The organism is Nocardioides sp. J9 (assembly GCF_007829375.1).
Lineage (GTDB): Bacteria > Actinomycetota > Actinomycetes > Propionibacteriales > Nocardioidaceae > Nocardioides.
This window is the reverse complement of the sequence record NZ_VLJQ01000058.1, coordinates 17,371-35,050: the sequence shown is the minus strand read 5'-3', so window position 1 is coordinate 35,050 and position 17,680 is coordinate 17,371. Positions and strand designations below refer to the sequence as shown.

Below are 17,680 nucleotides of genomic sequence, written 5' to 3'. Positions count from 1 at the left end.
TCAGCTGTCTCCTTCGAGGTCGGGCAGGTCGTGACCCATGCGGTCGCGCTTGGTCAGCAGGTAGGCCAGGTTGTGGTCGTTGGGGTGCGGCGTGAGCGGGACCCGCTCGGCCACCTTGATCCCGTAGTCCTCCAGCGAGCTGACCTTGTCCGGGTTGTTGGTCAGCAGGCGGACCTCCTCGATGCCGAGGTCCTTGAGGATCTGGGTGGCCGCACCGTAGTGGCGGGCGTCGGCCGGCAGGCCGAGGTCGAGGTTGGCGTCGACCGTGTCGCGGCCGCCGTCCTGCAGCTGGTAGGCCTGCAGCTTGGCGACCAGCCCGATGCCGCGGCCCTCGTGGCCGCGCAGGTAGACGACGACGCCGCGCCCCTCCTCGACGATGCGGGCGAGCGCCTCGTCGAGCTGGGGGCCGCAGTCGCAGCGGCGGCTGCCGAACACGTCGCCGGTCAGGCACTCGGAGTGGACCCGGGTGAGCACCGGGCCGTCCTCGGTGATGGTCTCGGGGTCGCCGTGCACGAGGGCGACGTGCTCGCTGCCGTCGACGGTGATCGTGTAGCCGATGGCGGTGAAGTCGCCGTGGCGGGTGGGCAGCCGGGTCTCGGCCTCGCGGACGACGTGGCGCTCGACGCGGCGGCGGTAGCGGACGAGGTCCTCGATCGAGATCATCGCCAGGCCGTGCTCGTCCGCGAAGTCGCGCAGCTCGGGGGCGCGCTTCATGGTGCCGTCGTCGTTGACGACCTCGACCAGCACCCCGGCGGGGGTGAGGCCGGCGAGGCGGCACAGGTCGACGGCGGCCTCGGTGTGGCCGCGGCGCACCAGCACGCCGCCCTCGCGGTAGCGCAGCGGGAAGACGTGGCCGGGCCGGGTGAGCTCCCAGGGCTCGGTGGCGGAGTCGGCCAGGGTGCGCACGGTGCGGGCGCGGTCGGCGGCCGAGATGCCGGTCGTGGTGCCGTCGCGGGCGTCGACCGAGATCGTGTACGCCGTGCGGTAGGCGTCCTTGTTGTGCGGGGTCATCAACGGGATCTCGAGCCGGTCCAGCATGGCGCCGGGCATCGGTGCGCAGATGACGCCACTGGAGTAGCGGATCGTCCACGCCATCAGCTCGGGGGTGGCCTTGCTGGCGGCGAAGATGATGTCGCCCTCGTTCTCGCGGTCCTCGTCGTCGACGACGACCACGGCCCGTCCGGCCGCGATGTCGGCGATCGCGCGCTCGACGTCGTCGAGGCGGACCCTGGTGCTGGCGTCACTCATGCGTTGTTCTCCTTGCTGGCCTCGCCGGTGTAGGCCCGGACGAGCTTCTCCACGTGCTTGGCGATGACGTCGACCTCGAGGTTGACGCGGCTGCCGGGATCCCGGAAGCCGAGGGTGGTGCGGGCGAGCGTCTCGGGGATGAGGCTGACGGTGAAGCGGTCGTCCTTCGCCTCCACGACGGTCAGCGACGTGCCGTCGACGGTGATCGAGCCCTTGTCGACCAGGTAGCGCGCCAGGTCGGCCGGCAGCGAGATCTCGACGACCTCCCAGTGCTCGCTGCGGGTGCGCGAGAGCACCTCCCCGACCCCGTCGACGTGGCCCTGCACGATGTGGCCGCCGAGCCGCTTCTCCGCGGTGACCGCACGCTCCAGGTTGACCCGGTCGCCGACGGCGAGGTCACCCAGGCTGGTCTTGGCGAGGGTCTCGGCCATCACGTCCGCGGTCCAGGTGGCGTCGGTGCGCTCGGCCACGGTCAGGCAGCAGCCGTTGACCGCGATCGAGTCGCCGAGCCCGGCGTCGGACAGGGTGACGTCGGAGGCGACGGTGAGGCGGATCGCGTCGCCCTGGTCCTCGATCGCCTCGATGGTGCCGAGCTCCTCGACGATGCCGGTGAACACTTCACTGCTCCTTGGTGGTGGGTCGGGCGATCGGTCGGAGCAGCAGCCGGACGTTGGCGTCCGCGCCCTCCCCGACGACGGTCGTGTCGGTGACGTGGAGGCGCAGCGCGTCGCCGATGGTGCCGATGCCGAGGTCGCCGACGGCGGACCTCCCGGCACCCAGCAGGACGGGCGCGACGTAGGCGACGACCTCGTCGACGAGGCCGGCGCGGAGGAAGGCGGCGGCCAGCGTCGGCCCGCCCTCCAGGAAGACGTGGAAGCGCTGGTGGTCGCGGTAGAGCGTGCCCAGCGCGGCCAGCGGGTCGTGGGTGCGGAGGTGGACCGTCTCGGCGGCGTCGTCGAGGACCTTGCGCCCGGGGTCGACGTCGCGCTCCCCCATGACCACGCGCAGCGGCTGGTTCGGCAGCGGCTGGTCCTCGTCGTCGCGGACGGTGAGCCGCGGGTCGTCGGCCTCGACCGTGCCGGTGCCGACGAGCATGGTGTCGCACAGGCCGCGCAGCAGGTGCGTGTCGCGCCGCGCGGCCGGCGACGAGATCCAGCGCGAGGTGCCGTCGGCGGCGGCGCTGCGTCCGTCGAGGGTGGTGGCGAACTTCCAGGTGACGAACGGACGGCCGTGGCGGTGGGCGAAGCTCCACGCGCGGTTGACCTCCTCCGCCTCCTCGGCGAGCAGGCCGGCCTCGACCTCGAGCCCGGCGTCGAGCAGGGTCTCCATGCCGCCCGAGGCGAGCGGGTTGGGGTCGCGCTGCGCGATGACGACCCGTCGTACGCCGGCAGCGAGGAGCGCCTGCGAGCRCGGGCCGGTGCGGCCGGKGTGGTTGCAGGGCTCGAGGGTGACGACCGCGGTCGCGCCCCGGGCGCGGTCACCGGCGGCCTGCAGCGCCTCGACCTCGGCGTGCGGCGTGCCCGCACCCTGGTGGTAGCCCTCGCCGACCACGGAACCGTCCTCGGCGAGCAGCACGCAGCCGACCCGCGGGTTCGGGTGGAGGGGGACACCGGGACTGGCGGCCAGCGCGAGCGCGCGACGCATCGCGTCGTACTCGCGGGCGAATCCCGTTGTGCTGGTCACTGCTGGCCTCTCCGACGTCCGTGGCGCTTGCGGACTCCGGGGCTTGCAGGACGTTCGACGAGGCCGCGGGCGGGCCGTCGTCGGACGCTCGTGCGTGCACTTCCCATCCGGACTTTGACCGTCGGTCCAGGAATCCCACCTGGTCAACCGACCACTGGCTGTGATCGGGTCGCGGACTTCGGACTCAGCTGGGCTTCGTCCTTCACCGCCGGCTCGGAGTTTCACCGACCCCAGAGCACGCGAGCTCTTGGGGAACATGGTGGCACAACCGCGGGAGTTCGTGGATGTGGGCCCGGTCACGTGGACGCCCCGGCTAGGTTCGAGGGATGAACTGGACGTGGCTCGGGGTCGGCTGCCTCGCCGGGGTGCTCCTGTGGTTCACCACGGACCGGTTCGTCCTGCTCGTGCTCGGGGTGCTGGTGGGCGTCGCGCTGGGCGTCGGCCTCGGCTCCGGGACGAAGTCGGAGTGACCCGGGCGCCGGGGCTCACGCGCCGAGGACGAGCCCGCTCGTCGGGACGCCCGTTCCCGCCGTGACCAGCACGTTCTCGACGTCCGGCACCGGGTTGACCGAGGTCCCGCGCACCTGCCGCACGGCCTCCGCGATGCCGTTCATGCCGTGGATGTAGGCCTCGCCGAGCTGGCCGCCGTGGGTGTTGATCGGCAGCCTGCCGCCGACCTCGATCGCACCGTCGCGGATGAAGTCCTTCGCCTCCCCGCGACCGCAGAAGCCGAGCTCCTCGAGCTGCATGAGGACGTACGGCGTGAAGTGGTCGTAGAGGATGGCCATCGGCATGTCCGAGGGGGTGAGACCGGATTGCTTCCACAGCTCCCGCCCCACGACGCCGATTTCGGGGATCCCGATGTCGTCGCGGTAGTAGGACGTCATGACGAACTGGTCGCGCCCCGAGCCCTGGGCAGCGGCCCGGACGAACGCCGGCTTCTGCCGGAGGTCGCGGGCACGTTCGGGGGAGACGACCACGAGGGCCACCGCACCGTCGGACTCCTGGCAGCAGTCGAGCAGGTGCAGGGGGTCGGCGATCATCCGTGAGGCCTGGTGGTCCTCGAGGGTGATCGGCTTGCCGTGGAAGAACGCCGCCGGGTTGGTCGCCGCGTGGCGGCGGTCGGCGACGGCCACCCGGCCGAAGTCCTCGGAGGTGGCGCCGTACTCGTGCATGTAGCGCCGGGCCTGCATGGCCACGGTCGCCGCGGGCGTGGACAGGCCCAGCGGGTAGGTCCAGGCGTTGTCGAGGCCGTTGGTGTTGACCTGCACGGCGGCCCAGCTCTGCACCTGTCCGAAGCGCTGCCCGGAGCGCTCGTTGAAGCCGCGGTAGGCCACGACGACGTCGGCGACACCGGTGGCGACGGCCATCGCGGCCTGCTGCACGGTCGCGCAAGCGGCGCCGCCGCCGTAGTTGATCCGGCTGAAGAAGCGCAGCTCGGGGATGCCGAGCTCGCGGGCCACCGCGATCTCCGAGGAGGTGTCCATGGTGAAGGTGACCAGGCCGTCGACGTCGGCCGCGGTGAGGCCGCAGTCGGCGAGGGCGTGGCCGATGGCCTCGACGGACAGCTGCAGCTCGGAGCGGCCGGAGTCCTTGGAGAACTCGGTAGCGCCGATGCCGACGATCGCCGCCTTGCCGGACAGGGTCCGGTCGGTCGCGGCGCTCATGCGGCCACCCGGACCGTGCCGACCACATGGTCGCCGAGGGACACCGAGCCGACGACCTTGATCGTGGCCTCGCCGCCGGTGACCTCGGTGACCTCGCCGGTGAAGGTGAAGGTGTCGTAGGGGTACGCCGGGGCGCCGAGGCGGATGGCGATCCCCTTGATCTGGACGTCGTGGCCCGCCCAGTCGGTCACGTAGCGCTCGCAGAGCGCCGTGGACGTCAGGATGTTGACGAAGATGTCCTTCGAGCCGGCCGCCTGCGCGACGTCGCGGTCGTGGTGGACGTCCTGGAAGTCGCGGGTCGCGATTGCCGTCGAGACCACCAGGGTCGGGGTGATCGGCAGCGTCCACTCGGGCAGCTTGTCTCCGACCTTCATCGGGCACCTCCCTCGACCCGCCGCCAGATCGGCAGGGTCAGCTCGTCGTCGACGACGTTCCAGTCCACGGCGAGCCGGTCGCCGATCAGCAGCCCGTCCGGCCCCTCCGGCGGCACACCGGTCACCTCGGCGACCATCCGCACGCCCTCGTCGAGGTCGACGAGCGCGATGACCAGGGGCAGCTGCTTGCCGGGCACCTGCGGCGCGTGGTGGACGATCCAGGAGAAGACGGTGCCCTCCCCCTTCGCCACCACGTGGCCGCGGTCGAGGGCGCCGCAGTCGGGGCAGGCCGGTCCGGGCGGGTGGCGCAGCGCGCCGCAGGCGTTGCACTGCTGGATGCGGAGCTCCCGCTGCCGGGTGCCCTCGAAGAAGTACGCGTTGTCCCGGTTGACGACCGGGCGCACCGGGCCGCTCACGCCGGGACCTCCGCGTCCTTCGACCGGGCCTTCGGCACGAACTTGAGCACGCGGAAGAGCATGGTGGCGACCCGCTCGCTCGTGCCGTCCGGGTGGTCGACGTACCAGGTGTTGCGGGAGGTCACGAAGTAGCCGACGCCCATGCCGGTGGCCTTGGGACCGACGACGGAGTCGAGCGCGGTGGTGACCCGGACCTGCTCCCCCACCGTCAGGTAGCGGTCGTAGGACTGCTCGCAGTTGGTGCCGAGCACGGCGGTGAAGCCGGCGTCGGTGAGGACCCGCATCATCGAGTGCAGCGGGTCGTCGTCGGCGGGCTTGCCGCCGAGGCCGTACATGGTCCACACCTGTGCCATCGACGGGGGTGCCTCGCCCGCCTTGAAGCGGGGGTTGTCCAGGCCCATCGCCTCGAGCCAGTTGTTGATCGTGGGCTGGTTGACGTCGTCGCGGGCGCGCCGCTCGGCGGCCTCGCCCCAGGCCTTGATCCGCTCCGCCTCCGCCATCACGTGCGCGTGCACGTCCGCGGGGACGAGCTCCTGCTGCGGTGCCGGGGCGCTCATCGCGGCACCCGCGGCAGGCCGAGGCCGAACATGGAGATCAGCTCGCGCTGGACCTCCTGGACGCCGCCCCCGAACGTGAGGACGAGGTTTCGCTTGGCCTGGGCGTCGAGGTAGTCGAGCAGCTCCCGGGTCGCCGGGTCGCCGGGGTCGCCGTGGCGGTGGACCAGGCTGACCAGGTCGGCGAGCAGGTGCTGGACCTGGTCGGAGGCGAACACCTTCGAGGACGACGCGTCGGCGACCTCGATCTCGCCGGCGGCGGCTGCGCGGGCGACCTCCCAGTTGAGGAGCTCGTTGATCCGGACCACCGCGGTCGTGCGGCCGAGGACGTCACGCACGTCGGCCTCGTCACGGACGCCGGCGGCGTCGGCCCAGCGCACGACGCGGTCGCGCAGGCCCTCGATGCGACCGGCCGGGCCGAGCATGACCCGCTCGTGGTTGAGCTGGGTGGTGATCAGCCTCCAGCCCTGGTTCTCCTCGCCGACGAGCATGTCGACGGGCACCCGGACGTCGTTGAAGTACGTCGCGTTCACGTGGTGCGAGCCGTCGGCCGTGATGATCGGCGTCCAGCTGTAGCCGGGGTCCGACGTGTCGACGATCAGGATCGAGATGCCCTTGTGCTTCGGCGCGTCGGGGTCCGTGCGCACCGCGAGCCAGATGTAGTCGGCCTGGTGGCCGCCGGTGGTCCACAGCTTCTGGCCGTTGACGACGTAGTGGTCGCCGTCGCGGCGCGCGGTGGTGCGCAGCGACGCGAGGTCGGTGCCGGCGTCGGGCTCGCTGTAGCCGATCGCGAAGTGGACGTCGCCGGCGAGGATCCGCGACAGGAACATCTCCTTCTGCTTCTCCGAGCCGTAGCGGATGAGCGTCGGGCCGACGGTCTGCAGGGTGACCGACGGCAGGTGCACGTCGGCGTACTGCGCTTCGTTGGCGAAGATCGTCTGCTCGACCTCGCCGAGCCCGTGGCCGCCGTACTCCTTCGGCCAGCCGACGCCCATCCAGCCGTCGCTGCCGAGGCGGCGGATCAGCCGCTCGTAGGTCGGGCCGTGCCGGTCCCAGGCGCCCTCGACCGGGTCCGGGTCGTTCTGGCCGTGGAACTCCTCGGCGACCTGGCCGAAGTAGTCGCGCAGGCGCGCCTTGAGCGCGCGCTGCTCCTCGGTGAGCTCGAGGTTCTTGGTCGCGGGGTCCTCGACGGGGACCTGGCTCGCGGTGGTGTCGAGGGCGTGCGCGAGGTCGGTGCCCCACGTCGTGAGCCCGACGAGCGGGTAGGTGATGTCGACGCCCATGCCGCCGTGCAGGTGGTGGCAGGTGCGCAGCGCGTACGGCGCCACCTGGCTCGCCCAGTAGCCCGCGACCGCGAGGTCGTCACCGGCCGGCAGGCCCTCGGCGACCCGCCAGACCGCGTTGTCGGCGGCGAGGTCGAGGGTGCGGGAGGTGATGTAGACGTCGGCCATCTGCAGCGAGACGGCCTGGAACTCGGCCAGCGCGCGGCCGAACTGGCGGCGGCCCTTCACGTAGTCGGCCGTCAGGTCGCGGGCCCCGGCCAGGACACCGGCCGCGGTCACGGCCAGCCCCGCGCGGGCGAGGTCGAGCAGCCGCGCGGCGGCGCCGTCCTCGAGCAGGTCAGCCGGGGCACCGTCGAGGACCACGGTGTGCTGGGGCGCGCCGCTGGAGGCGCTCGCGGGGAGCAGCTCGACACCCTCGCCCCGCGGGTCGACCAGCGCGACGACCTCGCGGTCGCCGTCGGTCGCGACCACCAGCAGGCGGTGGGCGGCGTCCGCGTGCGTCACGGCCAGCTTGCGACCGGAGACCCGTCCGCCGTCGTGCACGGCGGCGCCGCGGAGCGCCGGCGCCAGCACCACCTCGCCGGAGGCGATGCCGGGCAGCAGCTCCTTGCGCTGCGCGTCCGTGCCGTACGACGCGAGGGTGAGTGCGCCGCAGCACAGCGTCTCCCACGCCGGCACCTGCACGCCGCGGCGTCCGGCCTCGCGCAGCAGCACCGCGACCTCGGCCAGGCCGAGCCCCTCGCCGCCGTGCTCCTCGGGCACCGGGAGCGCGGTCAGCCCGGCGGCGGCCCAGGCCGACCACTCCCGGGCGTCCGACTCGCGCTCGAGCACCTCGCCGACGACGGCGCGAACTGCGTTGATCGCCTCAGCATCCACGGAGCAAACTGTAACGTGTTCTAGTTCTTTGCGCACGCAGGACCCGCGGACACGACGACGGCCGCCACCCGGGCGGGCAGCGGCCGTCGTACGAGGTCAGCGGGGGGCGTGCCTCAGGAGGACACGGCCTCCGGCTCGTCCTGCGCCTCGGCGGCGGCCTCGCGCTTGTTGGCTCGGATGCTCATGAAGAACGCGGCGCCGATGAAGGCGACGCCGATCAGGCCGGTGATCACCTCGGGCACGTGGTAGCCGATGGAGATGATCAGCAGCGCCGCGAGGGCGCCGATCGCCCAGTGCGCGCCGTGGTCGAGGTAGCGGTAGTCCGACAGCGTCCCCTGGTGGACCAGGTAGATGGTGACCGAGCGGACGTAGAACGCGCCGACACCGAGGCCGATGGCGATGATGATCGGGTCGGTCGTGACCGCGAAGGCACCGATGACGCCGTCGAAGCTGAAGCTGGCGTCGAGCACCTCGAGGTAGAGGAAGAGGAAGAACGCAGCCTTGCCGACGACCTTCATCACGTTGCCGCTGGCGTCCTCGCCGAGGTGCTCGAGCTCCTCCTCGTCGGGGCCGAAGGCCTCGGCGAGACCGTTGACGACGAGGTAGGTCAGCAGGCCGGCGAGGCCGGCGGTCAGCACGCTGGCCTCGTGCTCGTCGCCGATGGTGCGGGCGGCGACGAAGAGGATGCCGACGGCGACGATGATGGACAGCGCCTCGACCTTGCCGGCCTTCTCCAGCGGCTTCTCGATCCAGGACAGCCAGGTGACGTCCTTCTCCTCGAACAGGAAGTTGAGGAAGATCATCAGGAGGAACATGCCGCCGAACGCGGCGATCGTGTGGTGCGCGTCGGCGAGGTAGTAGCCGTAGGTGCCCGGCGTCTCCGGGTCACCCTTCTCGAGCGCCAGTTCGATCACCTCGACCGGAGACAGCCCCGCGGCCATCGCGACGACCACGAAGGGGAAAACCAGGCGCATGCCGAAGACGGCGATGACGATGCCGACGGTGAGGAAGATCTTCTGCCAGAAGTCGGACATCCGCTCGAGGACCTTGGCGTTGACCACGGCGTTGTCGAACGACAACGAGATCTCGAGGATGATCAGGATGAGGGCGAGGGCGATGCCCTCGATGCCGCCGTACCACAGTGCGCCGAGCACGCCGAGGGCGGTGAAGAGGAAAGACCAGCCGAAGGTCCGGAGAATCATGGGGGTCCTCGTGGAGTAGGGAAAGGCGAGGGAAGCGTAGCCTGACCTGCCACATCGACCACTGTCCCGGGGCCCCGGGGACGGATCAGCCGGCGCCGACCCTGGCGGTGAGCCGGCCGAGCTCGGCCGGGAAGTGCCGGACCAGGGCGTCGGCGTCCGGGACCGACTCACGGCAGGCGATCGCCCCGACGTGCATGTGGCCGGCGTTGGACATCACGGTGATGTTCAGGCCGGCGCCGTGGAAGACCGGGCCGAGCGGGCAGAGCGCGTCGATCCGGGCGCCCATGAAGTAGAGCGGGATGGGCGGGCCGGGGACGTTCGAGATGACCAGGTTGTGCACGACCGGGTGCCGCTCGGCGAGGCGCAGGTTGGCGTAGGTGCGCACGGCCAGACCGAAGGTGCGCGGTGCCGCGAACTCCGCCCAGTCCTGGAGCGCGTCGGCGCTGATCGCGTTGTGGTGCTCCTTGGCGTGCTTGTTGCGCTGCGCCATCATCTGGAGCCGCTCCACCGGGTCGTCGACGTCGGTACCGAGCTTGGTGAACAGCGCGGACACCTTGTTGGCGCCGCCCTCGCGCCGCGAGCTGTCGCGCACGCTGACCGGGACGGTCGCGAGCAGCGAGGCCGACGGCAGCTCGTCGCGCTCGGCGAGGTAGTGCCGCAGCGCCCCGCCGGCGACCGCGAGCACCACGTCGTTGACGGTCGTGCCGGTCGCCTTCTTGACCCGCCGGATCTCGTCGAGGTCCAGGTCGGTCATCGCGATCGAGCGGTGCGAGGTGATCGTGCCGTTGAACGAGGTGCGCGGCGCGGAGAAGGGCGCCGCCATCGCCGTGCCCCGGCGGGCGCGGCCGACGCTCTTGGCGACCAGCTCCACCGACGGCTTGAGCACCCGCGCGAGGGTGACCGGGCGCGCCGCCGTGCCGACGACGGCGCGGCCGAGCAGCTCTCCGCGACCGGGGTCGCGCGGGTGCCGCACCTCGCCGGGGCCGAGCGGCTCGGCGTCGGGCTCGATGGAGCACAGGTGCGAGAGCAGGTTGGCGCCGGAGACGCCGTCGACGGTCGCGTGGTGCATCTTCGCGAACACGACGACCTTCTCCCCCGCGTCGGGGTCGGGGCGGTAGCCCTCGACGACCCACATCTCCCACAGCGGCCGGGACCGGTCCAGCGGGAGCGAGGCCAGGTGCGCGCACAGGTCCATCAGCTCGGCGTACCCGCCCGGCGCTGGCAGCGCGAGGCGGTGGACGTGCCGCTCGATGTCGAAGCCCTGGTCACGCACCCACACCGGGTGGTCGAGGCCGAGCGGGACGCCGCGGATCTTGCGGGTGAAGCCGGGCACGTCGCGCACCCGGCGGTCGACCTGCTCCTGCAGGGCTGCGAACGAGTACGGCGTCGTCATCGTCGCCGGGTCGAGCACCATCACCGCGCACACGTGCATCAGCTGCGCGGGTGTCTCGAGGTACAGGAAGCTCGCGTCGAGCCCCGACAACCGGTCCATCCAGCGAATTCCCCCATGAAGTAGAACGGGTACCAGTTTCCCACAACGAGCCGGATACGCTCGGGTCATGGGATTCGTACGGCGACAGGCCATCACGGCCGCGCTGACCGCCAACGCCATCCGTCCCCTGCCCGGCTTCCGCGCCGGGATCCCGGCCTTCTTCGCCGGCTGGCTCACCGGTGAGCTCGCCCCGCACGTGCTGGGCCTCACCGCCGCCGACGCCGCCGCCCACCTGACCGGCTCGCGCCGAGACTGGCGCGGCCTCGCCCTGGCCGGCGCGTCGGCCGCGGGACTGGCCTACCTGGTCCACCAGAGCCGCCAGGCGGTCACCGTCGCCGAGGACGCCCTCGTCGAGGGCCTCGGCGTCGACTACGTCGAGCAGCTCGACGCGAAGCCGACCCCCGCCGAGCTCGCCACCCCGTGGGGCCGGATCGCGAACCCGTTCGCCTTCCGCCGCGCCGCCCGCAAGGCCGGCATCGAGGTGCACCGCAACATCTCCTACGCGCCGTACGGCCCCCGCGGGCTGCTCGACATCTACACCTCCGAGGTCACCCCCGCCAGCGGCGCACCCGTCCTGCTGCAGGTGCACGGCGGCGGCTGGACCATCGGCAACAAGGACCAGCAGGGCCTGCCCCTCATGCAGCACATGGCCGCCAAGGGCTGGGTGTGCGTCGCGATCAACTACCGCCTCGCGCCGCGCAGCCGGTGGCCCGCGCAGATCGTCGACGTGAAGGCCGCGATCGCGTGGGTCCGGGAGAACATCGCCGAGTACGGCGGCGACCCCGACTACATCGCGATCACCGGCGGCTCCGCCGGCGGCCACCTCACCGCCCTGGCCGCCACCACCCCCAACGAGCCCGAGTTCCAGCCCGGCTTCGAGGACGCCGACACCTCGCTGCAGGCCGCGGTCCCCTACTACGGCGTCTACGACTGGGCCGGCGCGAGCGGCCTCAAGACAGCACGCCTCATGCGCGACCGCTTCCTCCAGGGCTGGGTGGTCAAGGAGAAGTTCAGCGAGCACCCCGAGGTCTACGAACAGGCCTCTCCCCTGCTGCGCGTCACCCCCGACGACCCGGACTTCTTCGTCATCCACGGCTCCAAGGACACCCTCGTCGACCCCGGCCAGGCCCGCTCCTTCGTCGCCGCGCTGCGTGCCACCTCGAAGCGGACCGTCGTGTACGCCGAGCTCCCCGGCGCCCAGCACGCCTTCGACATCTTCCCGTCCATCCGCTCCCAGCACCTGGTCCGCGCCACCGACCGCTTCCTGTCCTGGCACTGGAACCAGTGGCGCAAGGAGCACCGGCCAGAGCCGGCGGTGGCGGTCGAGGACGCGGGGTCCCCGGAGACGGCCTGAGGGGCTCGGCGCTGACGGCGGCGCGCGGCGGGTGCGTCAGCGGGCGCGATGCGAACCGACCGCCGCTGGGGCCTCACGGCGACCGGCACGGTGGTCCCGGCCTGCTGCCTGCCCGAGGGCGAAGGCGTGCAGCGCCAGGCTCAGCGTCCACAGCAGCAGCGCGAGCCGGTAGCCGTTGTCCCAGCGAGGGCCGTGCACAGGGACGAGGCTGTCCACATCACCCCGCCACTGCCATGCATCCGTGAAGAAGTAGGCGACCAGCGCGAGGAAGGTCGCGGCCGCTCCAGCCCCCAGCGACGCTCGGACCTCGCCGAGGCGGAGCGCGAGGAGCAGGGTCGCGATGCCGCAAGCGGCGGTCGCCAGCCAGACGAGCTGCGCGGCCGCGAAGGCGTCCGGCAACCAGCGCGTCTCGCAGTCCTCGGGGTAGTCGCAGTGCTCGCTGAGTCCGCCGATCCAGTCGACCTGGACCCAGAGCTGGGCGACGACGCCCGCGATCGCGAGCAGGCCCACCACCCAACGCGTTGCACGCATGCGACTCTCCGTCCGGTCAGGTACCACTCCACCGTCCGACGCCTGGCGAGGAGAGCATCGCCGGCAGACGTACCCAGGATTGGGTAGGCCTCGCTCGGCGCCGTCACCACCCGGGCATGCCCCCCCCGCCCGGTGGTGCTCGTGGGCGGGGCGCGAAGCGTGGGAGCTAGTAGTCGTCGGGGTCGAGGCGGCGCGGGGCGTCGAGGACCCGCGTCCCCTTCGGTCCCACCAGGAAGTGACGGCCGGTCGGCGACAGCCACAGGTAGAGACCCGGCTCGACGGTCACGTAGCGCCAGAGGCTGAAGGTCTTGGCGCGGTGGTGGCGTCGACAGAGCGGGACGAGGTTGCAGGGGCAGGTGGGTCCGCCCTTGTTGTGCTCGATGGTGTGGTCGAGGTCGCAGCGGGTCGCCTTAGTGGTGCAGCCGGGGAACCTGCAGGTGTGGTCGCGCAGCTGGACCCGCTGCCGGTGTCGGTCGGGGATCTCGTACGAGTCCACGGGGATGCAGTCGGCCAGGTCGACGACCGGGCGCACGACCACAGTCGTCCTGGGCGCCTGCAGCCACTCCTTCACCTGGCTTGCCAGGACCGGGCCGGTCTCCTCGCAGCGGGCGACCGGGTTGTCGCCGGTCAGCGTGGTGTCGGTGACGTGGACGTTGAGCGTGACCCGTCGGCCGGGTGCAGTGGCGATGACCTCGCCGGTGTCGGGGTCGGCGAACAGCAGGTCGAGGGACAGGTCCTGCCGGGCGAGCTCAGCCGCAGCCTTGGAGCGGCGCACGTCCATCGATGAATCATCGCCGCACTTGCCGAGCATGATCGCCCGCCGGGTGATCGCCTGGTCGAGGTCGTGGCCGTCGGCGGCGTCCATCAGGCCGTGGATCACGACATGGCCGGTGTCGCTGGGCTCGTCGATGTCGAAGTGCCGGTGGTCGCTGATCCGTTCGCGCTCGGCCTCCGCTTGTTCCGGGTCGAACCTCAGGACAGCCTCGGCCACCAACCTCTCGAGCTGTTTCCAGCCCACCTCGTCGACGGCTGCGTCGAGCTGGCGGTCCACGAACTCGGCCGCCTCAGGGCACAGCGGGTGGGTGAGGTCGGCGATGCGCTGGGCCTTCCACGTGTCCACACGTCCGGCGACGACCGCCTGGTAGAGGCGGGGGAGGCGCCAGGCGCACTCGATGACCTGGCCGACGTAGGCACGTCCACCAGTGGGTGAGCGGCCGAGCACAGCGATGAGCTCCATCAACGCGAACTCACTAATCAGGGGCGCGCCCGGNTGAATCATCGCCGCACTTGCCGAGCATGATCGCCCGGCGGGTGACGGCTTGGTCGAGGTCGTGGCCGTCGGCGGCGTCCATGAGGCCGTGGACGATGACGTGGCCGGTGTCGCTGGGCTCGTCGATGTCGAAGTGCCGGTGGTCGCTGATCCGTTCGCGCTCGGCCTCCGCTTGTTCCGGGTCGAACCTCAGGACAGCCTCGGCCACCAACCTCTCGAGCTGTTTCCAGCCCACCTCGTCGACGGCTGCGTCGAGCTGGCGGTCCACGAACTCGGCCGCCTCAGGGCACAGCGGGTGGGTGAGGTCGGCGATGCGCTGGGCCTTCCACGTGTCCACACGTCCGGCGACGACCGCCTGGTAGAGGCGGGGGAGGCGCCAGGCGCACTCGATGACCTGGCCGACGTAGGCACGTCCACCAGTGGGTGAGCGGCCGAGCACAGCGATGAGCTCCATCAACGCGAACTCACTAATCAGGGGCGCGCCCGGACCAGCGATCGGGACGCCGGTGTCGACAACACCGTCCAGCAACGTCGCCGCGCCNGAGTCCACGGGGATGCAGTCGGCCAGGTCGATGACCGGGCGGACGACGACGGTGGTGCGCGGTGCCTGGAGCCACTCCTTCACCTGCGCTGAGGAGACCGGGGTGCCCAGCTCGTCGCAGCGGGTGACGGGGTTGTCGCCGGTGAGGGTGGTGTCGGTGACGTGGATGTTGAGCGTCACCCGTCGGCCGGGTGCAGTGGCGATGACCTCGCCGGTGTCGGGGTCGGCGAACAGCAGGTCGAGCGAGAGGTCCTGCCGGGCGAGCTCGGCCGCAGCCTTGGAGCGGCGGACGTCCATCGATGAATCATCGCCGCACTTGCCGAGCATGATCGCCCGGCGGGTGACGGCTTGGTCGAGGTCGTGGCCGTCGGCGGCGTCCATGAGGCCGTGGACGATGACGTGGCCGGTGTCGCTGGGCTCGTCGATGTCGAAGTGCCGGTGGTCGCTGATCCGTTCGCGCTCGGCCTCCGCTTGTTCCGGGTCGAACCTCAGGACAGCCTCGGCCACCAACCTCTCGAGCTGYTTCCAGCCCACCTCGTCGACGGCTGCGTCGAGCTGSCGGTCCACGAACTCGRCCGCCTCAGGGCACAGCGGGTGGGTGAGGTCGGCGATSCGCTGGGCCTTCCACGTGTCCACACGTCCGGCGACGACCGCCTGGTAGAGGCGGGGGAGGCGCCAGGCGCACTCGATGACCTGSCCGACGTAGGCACGTCCACCRRTSGGTGAGCGGCCGAGSACAGCGATSAGCTCCATCAACGCGAACTCACTAATCAGGGGCGCGCCCGGGCCGGAGATCGGGACGCCGGTGTCGACAACCCCGTCCAGCAACGTCGCCGCGCCTTCCTCGGTCTCGACGACGTTCTGGTCGGCCCACGCGACGATGGCGATCCACTCATCGACCCAGAGGCTCTTGCGGGCGTCGACGCGAGACTTGATCTCGCCAAGGAGCTCGGGCACGGACCGGCCGTCGTACTGGCCGATCGATGCGTGGTTCCCGAGCTCCATGACTGGATTCTTCCAGAGACCACCGACACTTTGATTCGCCGGAAACCCGCCTGCGGACTGGCGATTCTCCCGATTCTGTATCCACAATCCGGCTTCAAGGCCCGGTGGTTTCGAGGCTCCTCGCTAGCGCTCGTCGCACCTCAACCACCGGGAGCTGGCGTCGCCTACGGGACCGCAAGCCGACTGTCGAACCCAGCCACCCGCGGTACTCCCTCGTCGCTGCCTCTCGGAGCTGTGCCGGTCACGCAACCGCAACCCGCGCAGATCCGGCACCTACGCAACCGCAACCCGACCGGCGGACCCGACCACCTGCGCAGCCTCCTCGTCGCTGCCTTTCGGAGCTGTACCGGCTACGCAACGGAAGCGCGCGGGCAGTCCGGCGCCCGGTGCCAGCTGCCGGTGGTTGAGGTGCGAGGCCGCCCGCGGCCGAGCCTCGAAACCTCCGGCACCGGCGCACCGGACTGTGCAGGTCACAGTCCGTCTTGCAGGCCGGCGCTCCCTACGCAACCGCAAGCCGACCGCCGGACCCGACCACCTACCCAGCATCCTCGTCGCTGCCTTTCGGAGCTGTGCCGGCTACGCAACGGAAGCCCGCGCGGAGCCCGGCACCGGTGCACCGGACTTGTGCAGGTCACAATCCGCCTGACCGGCCCGGTCTGCTCAGCGCGGCAGGCCCAGGATCCGCTCCCCCGCGACATTGCGCAGGATCTGCGTGGTGCCGCCGGCGATGGAGAGGCAGCGGGTGTTGAGCTGCTCCCACAGGTCGGCGGCGAGGGGGTCGTCGGCGTCGCGGGTGATGGTGCCGAGCAGGGCGAGGGCGTCGCCCTGGAGGCGCACCACGAGCTCGGAAGAGTCCTGGCGGCTGCGGACGCCGAGGAGCTTGGCGACGCTGGACTCGGCGCCGGGGCCGTGGCCGCCGAGGGCGCGCAGCGTGGTGCGCACGCCGAGGAGGGCGCAGACGGTGGCCAGGGCGACCTGGCGGCCGACCTGGACCCGCTCGACCGGACCGAGGTCGCGCGTCGCCGCGATCTCGACGGCCCGCTCGACGCTCTTGGTGAGGCGCGCGCTGGCCATGGCGACCCGCTCGTTGGCGAGCGTGGTGCGGGCCAGGCGCCACCCGTCGCCGGGCTCGGCGACAACGCAGTCGTCGGGGACGAAGACGTCGTCGAGGAAGACCTCGTTGAACAGCGCCTCGCCGGTGATCTCGCGCAGCGGGCGGACCTCGATGCCGGGCGAGCGCATGTCGACGAGGAAGTAGGTGATGCCCTTGTGCTGCGGGGCGTCGGGGTCGGTGCGGGCCAGGCAGATCGCCCAGTCGGCGCGCTCGGCGACCGACGTCCACACCTTCTGCCCGGTCAGCCTCCACCCGCCGTCGACCCGGACCGCGCGGGTGCGCAGCGAGGCGAGGTCGGAGCCGGAGCCCGGCTCGGAGAACAGCTGGCACCACACGAGCTCGCCGAGCAGCGACGGCAGCACGAAGCGCTCGCGCTGGGCGTCGGTCCCGTGGGACAGGATCGTGGGGACGGCCCAGCCGGCGATCACCAGGTCGGGCCGTACGACGCCGGCCCGGTCGAGCTCCTGGTCGATGACGATCTGCAGGGTGGGGTCGGCGCCGAGGCCGTAGGGCGCGGGCCAGTGCGGCGTCAGGTAGCCCTCGTCCACCAGTGCGGCACGGCGGGCGTCGGGCTCGAGCGCAGCGATCCGCTCCACCGTCTCCCGCACCTCGGGGCGGACGGCCTCGTCGCGGCCCCCGAGGTCGACGGCGACGCGACGGCGGACCCCGGCGACCGCTGCGGCGGTGAGCCGCTCGGCGGCGGCGTCGGCGGACCCGACGAGCGCGCGGAGGCTGATCGCGCGGCGCAGGTAGAGGTGCGCGTCGTGCTCCCAGGTGAAGCCGATGCCGCCGAGGACCTGGATGCAGCCCTTGGCGACCTCGACGGCGCCGTCGAAGCAGGTGGCCTGCGCGACGTCGACGGCGAAGGCCCACTGCTCCAGCGAGCCAGAACCCTCGACAGTGGCGTCGACGGGCACCGCAGCGGCGGCTGCGTCCCACGCGGCAGCGGTGACGGACTCGGCGGTCTCCAGCATCTCGGCACACAGGTGCTTGATCGCCTGAAAGGCGCCGATCTTCTGCCCGAACTGCTCGCGCACCTTCGCGTAGTCGACGGCGGTCTCGAGGCACCA

The 17,680-nt window shown here is 71.6% G+C and carries 15 protein-coding genes and 1 riboswitch; of the genes, 2 read left to right on the top strand and 13 right to left on the bottom strand.

From position 1 onward, the window contains the following. From L615_RS07145 to ribD, 3 genes are read right to left on the bottom strand one after another with little or no spacing between them, the layout of a single operon-like run. Window positions 1-1,248 (bottom strand): bifunctional 3,4-dihydroxy-2-butanone-4-phosphate synthase/GTP cyclohydrolase II, encoded by a 1,248-nt coding sequence (locus tag L615_RS07145; protein WP_145724603.1) that lies wholly within the window; start codon window positions 1,246-1,248, stop codon window positions 1-3. Continuing rightward, entirely contained in the window at window positions 1,245-1,865 is a 621-nt protein-coding gene (locus L615_RS07140) for a riboflavin synthase (RefSeq protein ID WP_145724601.1), read from the bottom strand. The genes L615_RS07145 and L615_RS07140 overlap by 4 nt, the downstream gene beginning before the upstream one ends. A gap of 1 nt (window position 1,866) precedes the next feature. Continuing rightward, window positions 1,867-2,892: a bifunctional diaminohydroxyphosphoribosylaminopyrimidine deaminase/5-amino-6-(5-phosphoribosylamino)uracil reductase RibD gene (ribD, locus tag L615_RS07135; RefSeq protein WP_145724632.1), complete on the bottom strand. Its 1,026-nt coding sequence runs from the start codon at window positions 2,890-2,892 to the stop codon at window positions 1,867-1,869. A 129-nt stretch (window positions 2,893-3,021) separates the two neighbouring features. Then, a riboswitch (FMN riboswitch) is annotated at window positions 3,022-3,174 on the bottom strand. A gap of 83 nt (window positions 3,175-3,257) precedes the next feature. On the opposite strand from ribD, the gene L615_RS23170 reads away from it, so the two are divergent. Further along, window positions 3,258-3,401, top strand: coding sequence for a hypothetical protein (locus L615_RS23170; protein WP_186449767.1), 144 nt, complete (start codon window positions 3,258-3,260; stop codon window positions 3,399-3,401). A gap of 15 nt (window positions 3,402-3,416) precedes the next feature. Here the strand turns inward: L615_RS23170 and L615_RS07130 are convergent, their stop codons facing one another. The 7 genes from L615_RS07130 to L615_RS07105 form a co-directional block, all read right to left on the bottom strand. Then, window positions 3,417-4,598 (bottom strand): lipid-transfer protein, encoded by a 1,182-nt coding sequence (locus tag L615_RS07130; RefSeq protein ID WP_145724600.1) that lies wholly within the window; start codon window positions 4,596-4,598, stop codon window positions 3,417-3,419. After that, window positions 4,595-4,972 carry a MaoC family dehydratase gene (locus L615_RS07125; RefSeq protein WP_028654189.1) on the bottom strand — a complete coding sequence of 126 codons (378 nt, stop codon included), beginning with the start codon at window positions 4,970-4,972 and terminating at the stop codon, window positions 4,595-4,597. The genes L615_RS07130 and L615_RS07125 overlap by 4 nt, the downstream gene beginning before the upstream one ends. Beyond that, a complete protein-coding gene (locus L615_RS23745; protein ID WP_222430480.1) occupies window positions 4,969-5,388 on the bottom strand; it encodes a Zn-ribbon domain-containing OB-fold protein in 420 nt (139 codons plus the stop codon). The genes L615_RS07125 and L615_RS23745 overlap by 4 nt, the downstream gene beginning before the upstream one ends. Further along, window positions 5,385-5,945 (bottom strand): hypothetical protein, encoded by a 561-nt coding sequence (locus tag L615_RS23740; protein ID WP_222430479.1) that lies wholly within the window; start codon window positions 5,943-5,945, stop codon window positions 5,385-5,387. The genes L615_RS23745 and L615_RS23740 overlap by 4 nt, the downstream gene beginning before the upstream one ends. Then, entirely contained in the window at window positions 5,942-8,101 is a 2,160-nt protein-coding gene (locus L615_RS07115) for an acyl-CoA dehydrogenase (RefSeq protein WP_145724598.1), read from the bottom strand. The genes L615_RS23740 and L615_RS07115 overlap by 4 nt, the downstream gene beginning before the upstream one ends. A 113-nt stretch (window positions 8,102-8,214) precedes the next feature. Then, window positions 8,215-9,303: a DUF475 domain-containing protein gene (locus L615_RS07110; protein WP_145724597.1), complete on the bottom strand. Its 1,089-nt coding sequence runs from the start codon at window positions 9,301-9,303 to the stop codon at window positions 8,215-8,217. A gap of 85 nt (window positions 9,304-9,388) precedes the next feature. Continuing rightward, the gene (locus L615_RS07105; protein ID WP_145724596.1) at window positions 9,389-10,795 is read right to left on the bottom strand and encodes a wax ester/triacylglycerol synthase family O-acyltransferase; all 1,407 of its coding nucleotides are present in this window, start codon (window positions 10,793-10,795) and stop codon (window positions 9,389-9,391) included. Window positions 10,796-10,862: 67 nt separating this feature from the next. On the opposite strand from L615_RS07105, the gene L615_RS07100 reads away from it, so the two are divergent. After that, on the top strand, window positions 10,863-12,149 hold the full coding sequence (locus L615_RS07100; RefSeq protein ID WP_145724594.1) for an alpha/beta hydrolase: 1,287 nt from the start codon (window positions 10,863-10,865) through the stop codon (window positions 12,147-12,149). 36 nt (window positions 12,150-12,185) lie between these two features. Here the strand turns inward: L615_RS07100 and L615_RS07095 are convergent, their stop codons facing one another. The 3 genes from L615_RS07095 to L615_RS07080 form a co-directional block, all read right to left on the bottom strand. Further along, window positions 12,186-12,680 carry a hypothetical protein gene (locus L615_RS07095; RefSeq protein WP_145724593.1) on the bottom strand — a complete coding sequence of 165 codons (495 nt, stop codon included), beginning with the start codon at window positions 12,678-12,680 and terminating at the stop codon, window positions 12,186-12,188. 166 nt (window positions 12,681-12,846) lie between these two features. Next, window positions 12,847-13,917 carry an HNH endonuclease signature motif containing protein gene (locus L615_RS07090; RefSeq protein WP_186449766.1) on the bottom strand — a complete coding sequence of 357 codons (1,071 nt, stop codon included), beginning with the start codon at window positions 13,915-13,917 and terminating at the stop codon, window positions 12,847-12,849. Between the two features lie 2,239 nt (window positions 13,918-16,156). After that, a partial coding sequence (locus tag L615_RS07080) for an acyl-CoA dehydrogenase family protein (protein ID WP_145724630.1) occupies window positions 16,157-17,680 on the bottom strand: 1,524 nt, incomplete at its 5' end.

Excerpts from the sequence above, each read along its gene's own strand:
- L615_RS07145 (WP_145724603.1), bottom strand. The coding sequence starts at position 1,248 with ATGAGTGACGCCAGCACCAGGGTCCGCCTCGACGACGTCGAGCGCGCG.
- L615_RS23170 (WP_186449767.1), top strand. The coding sequence starts at position 3,258 with ATGAACTGGACGTGGCTCGGGGTCGGCTGCCTCGCCGGGGTGCTCCTG.
- L615_RS07130 (WP_145724600.1), bottom strand. The coding sequence starts at position 4,598 with ATGAGCGCCGCGACCGACCGGACCCTGTCCGGCAAGGCGGCGATCGTC.
- L615_RS07125 (WP_028654189.1), bottom strand. The coding sequence starts at position 4,972 with ATGAAGGTCGGAGACAAGCTGCCCGAGTGGACGCTGCCGATCACCCCG.
- L615_RS23740 (WP_222430479.1), bottom strand. The coding sequence starts at position 5,945 with ATGAGCGCCCCGGCACCGCAGCAGGAGCTCGTCCCCGCGGACGTGCAC.
- L615_RS07110 (WP_145724597.1), bottom strand. The coding sequence starts at position 9,303 with ATGATTCTCCGGACCTTCGGCTGGTCTTTCCTCTTCACCGCCCTCGGC.
- L615_RS07105 (WP_145724596.1), bottom strand. The coding sequence starts at position 10,795 with ATGGACCGGTTGTCGGGGCTCGACGCGAGCTTCCTGTACCTCGAGACA.
- L615_RS07100 (WP_145724594.1), top strand. The coding sequence starts at position 10,863 with ATGGGATTCGTACGGCGACAGGCCATCACGGCCGCGCTGACCGCCAAC.
- L615_RS07095 (WP_145724593.1), bottom strand. The coding sequence starts at position 12,680 with ATGCGTGCAACGCGTTGGGTGGTGGGCCTGCTCGCGATCGCGGGCGTC.
- L615_RS07090 (WP_186449766.1), bottom strand. The coding sequence starts at position 13,917 with ATGGAGCTCATCGCTGTGCTCGGCCGCTCACCCACTGGTGGACGTGCC.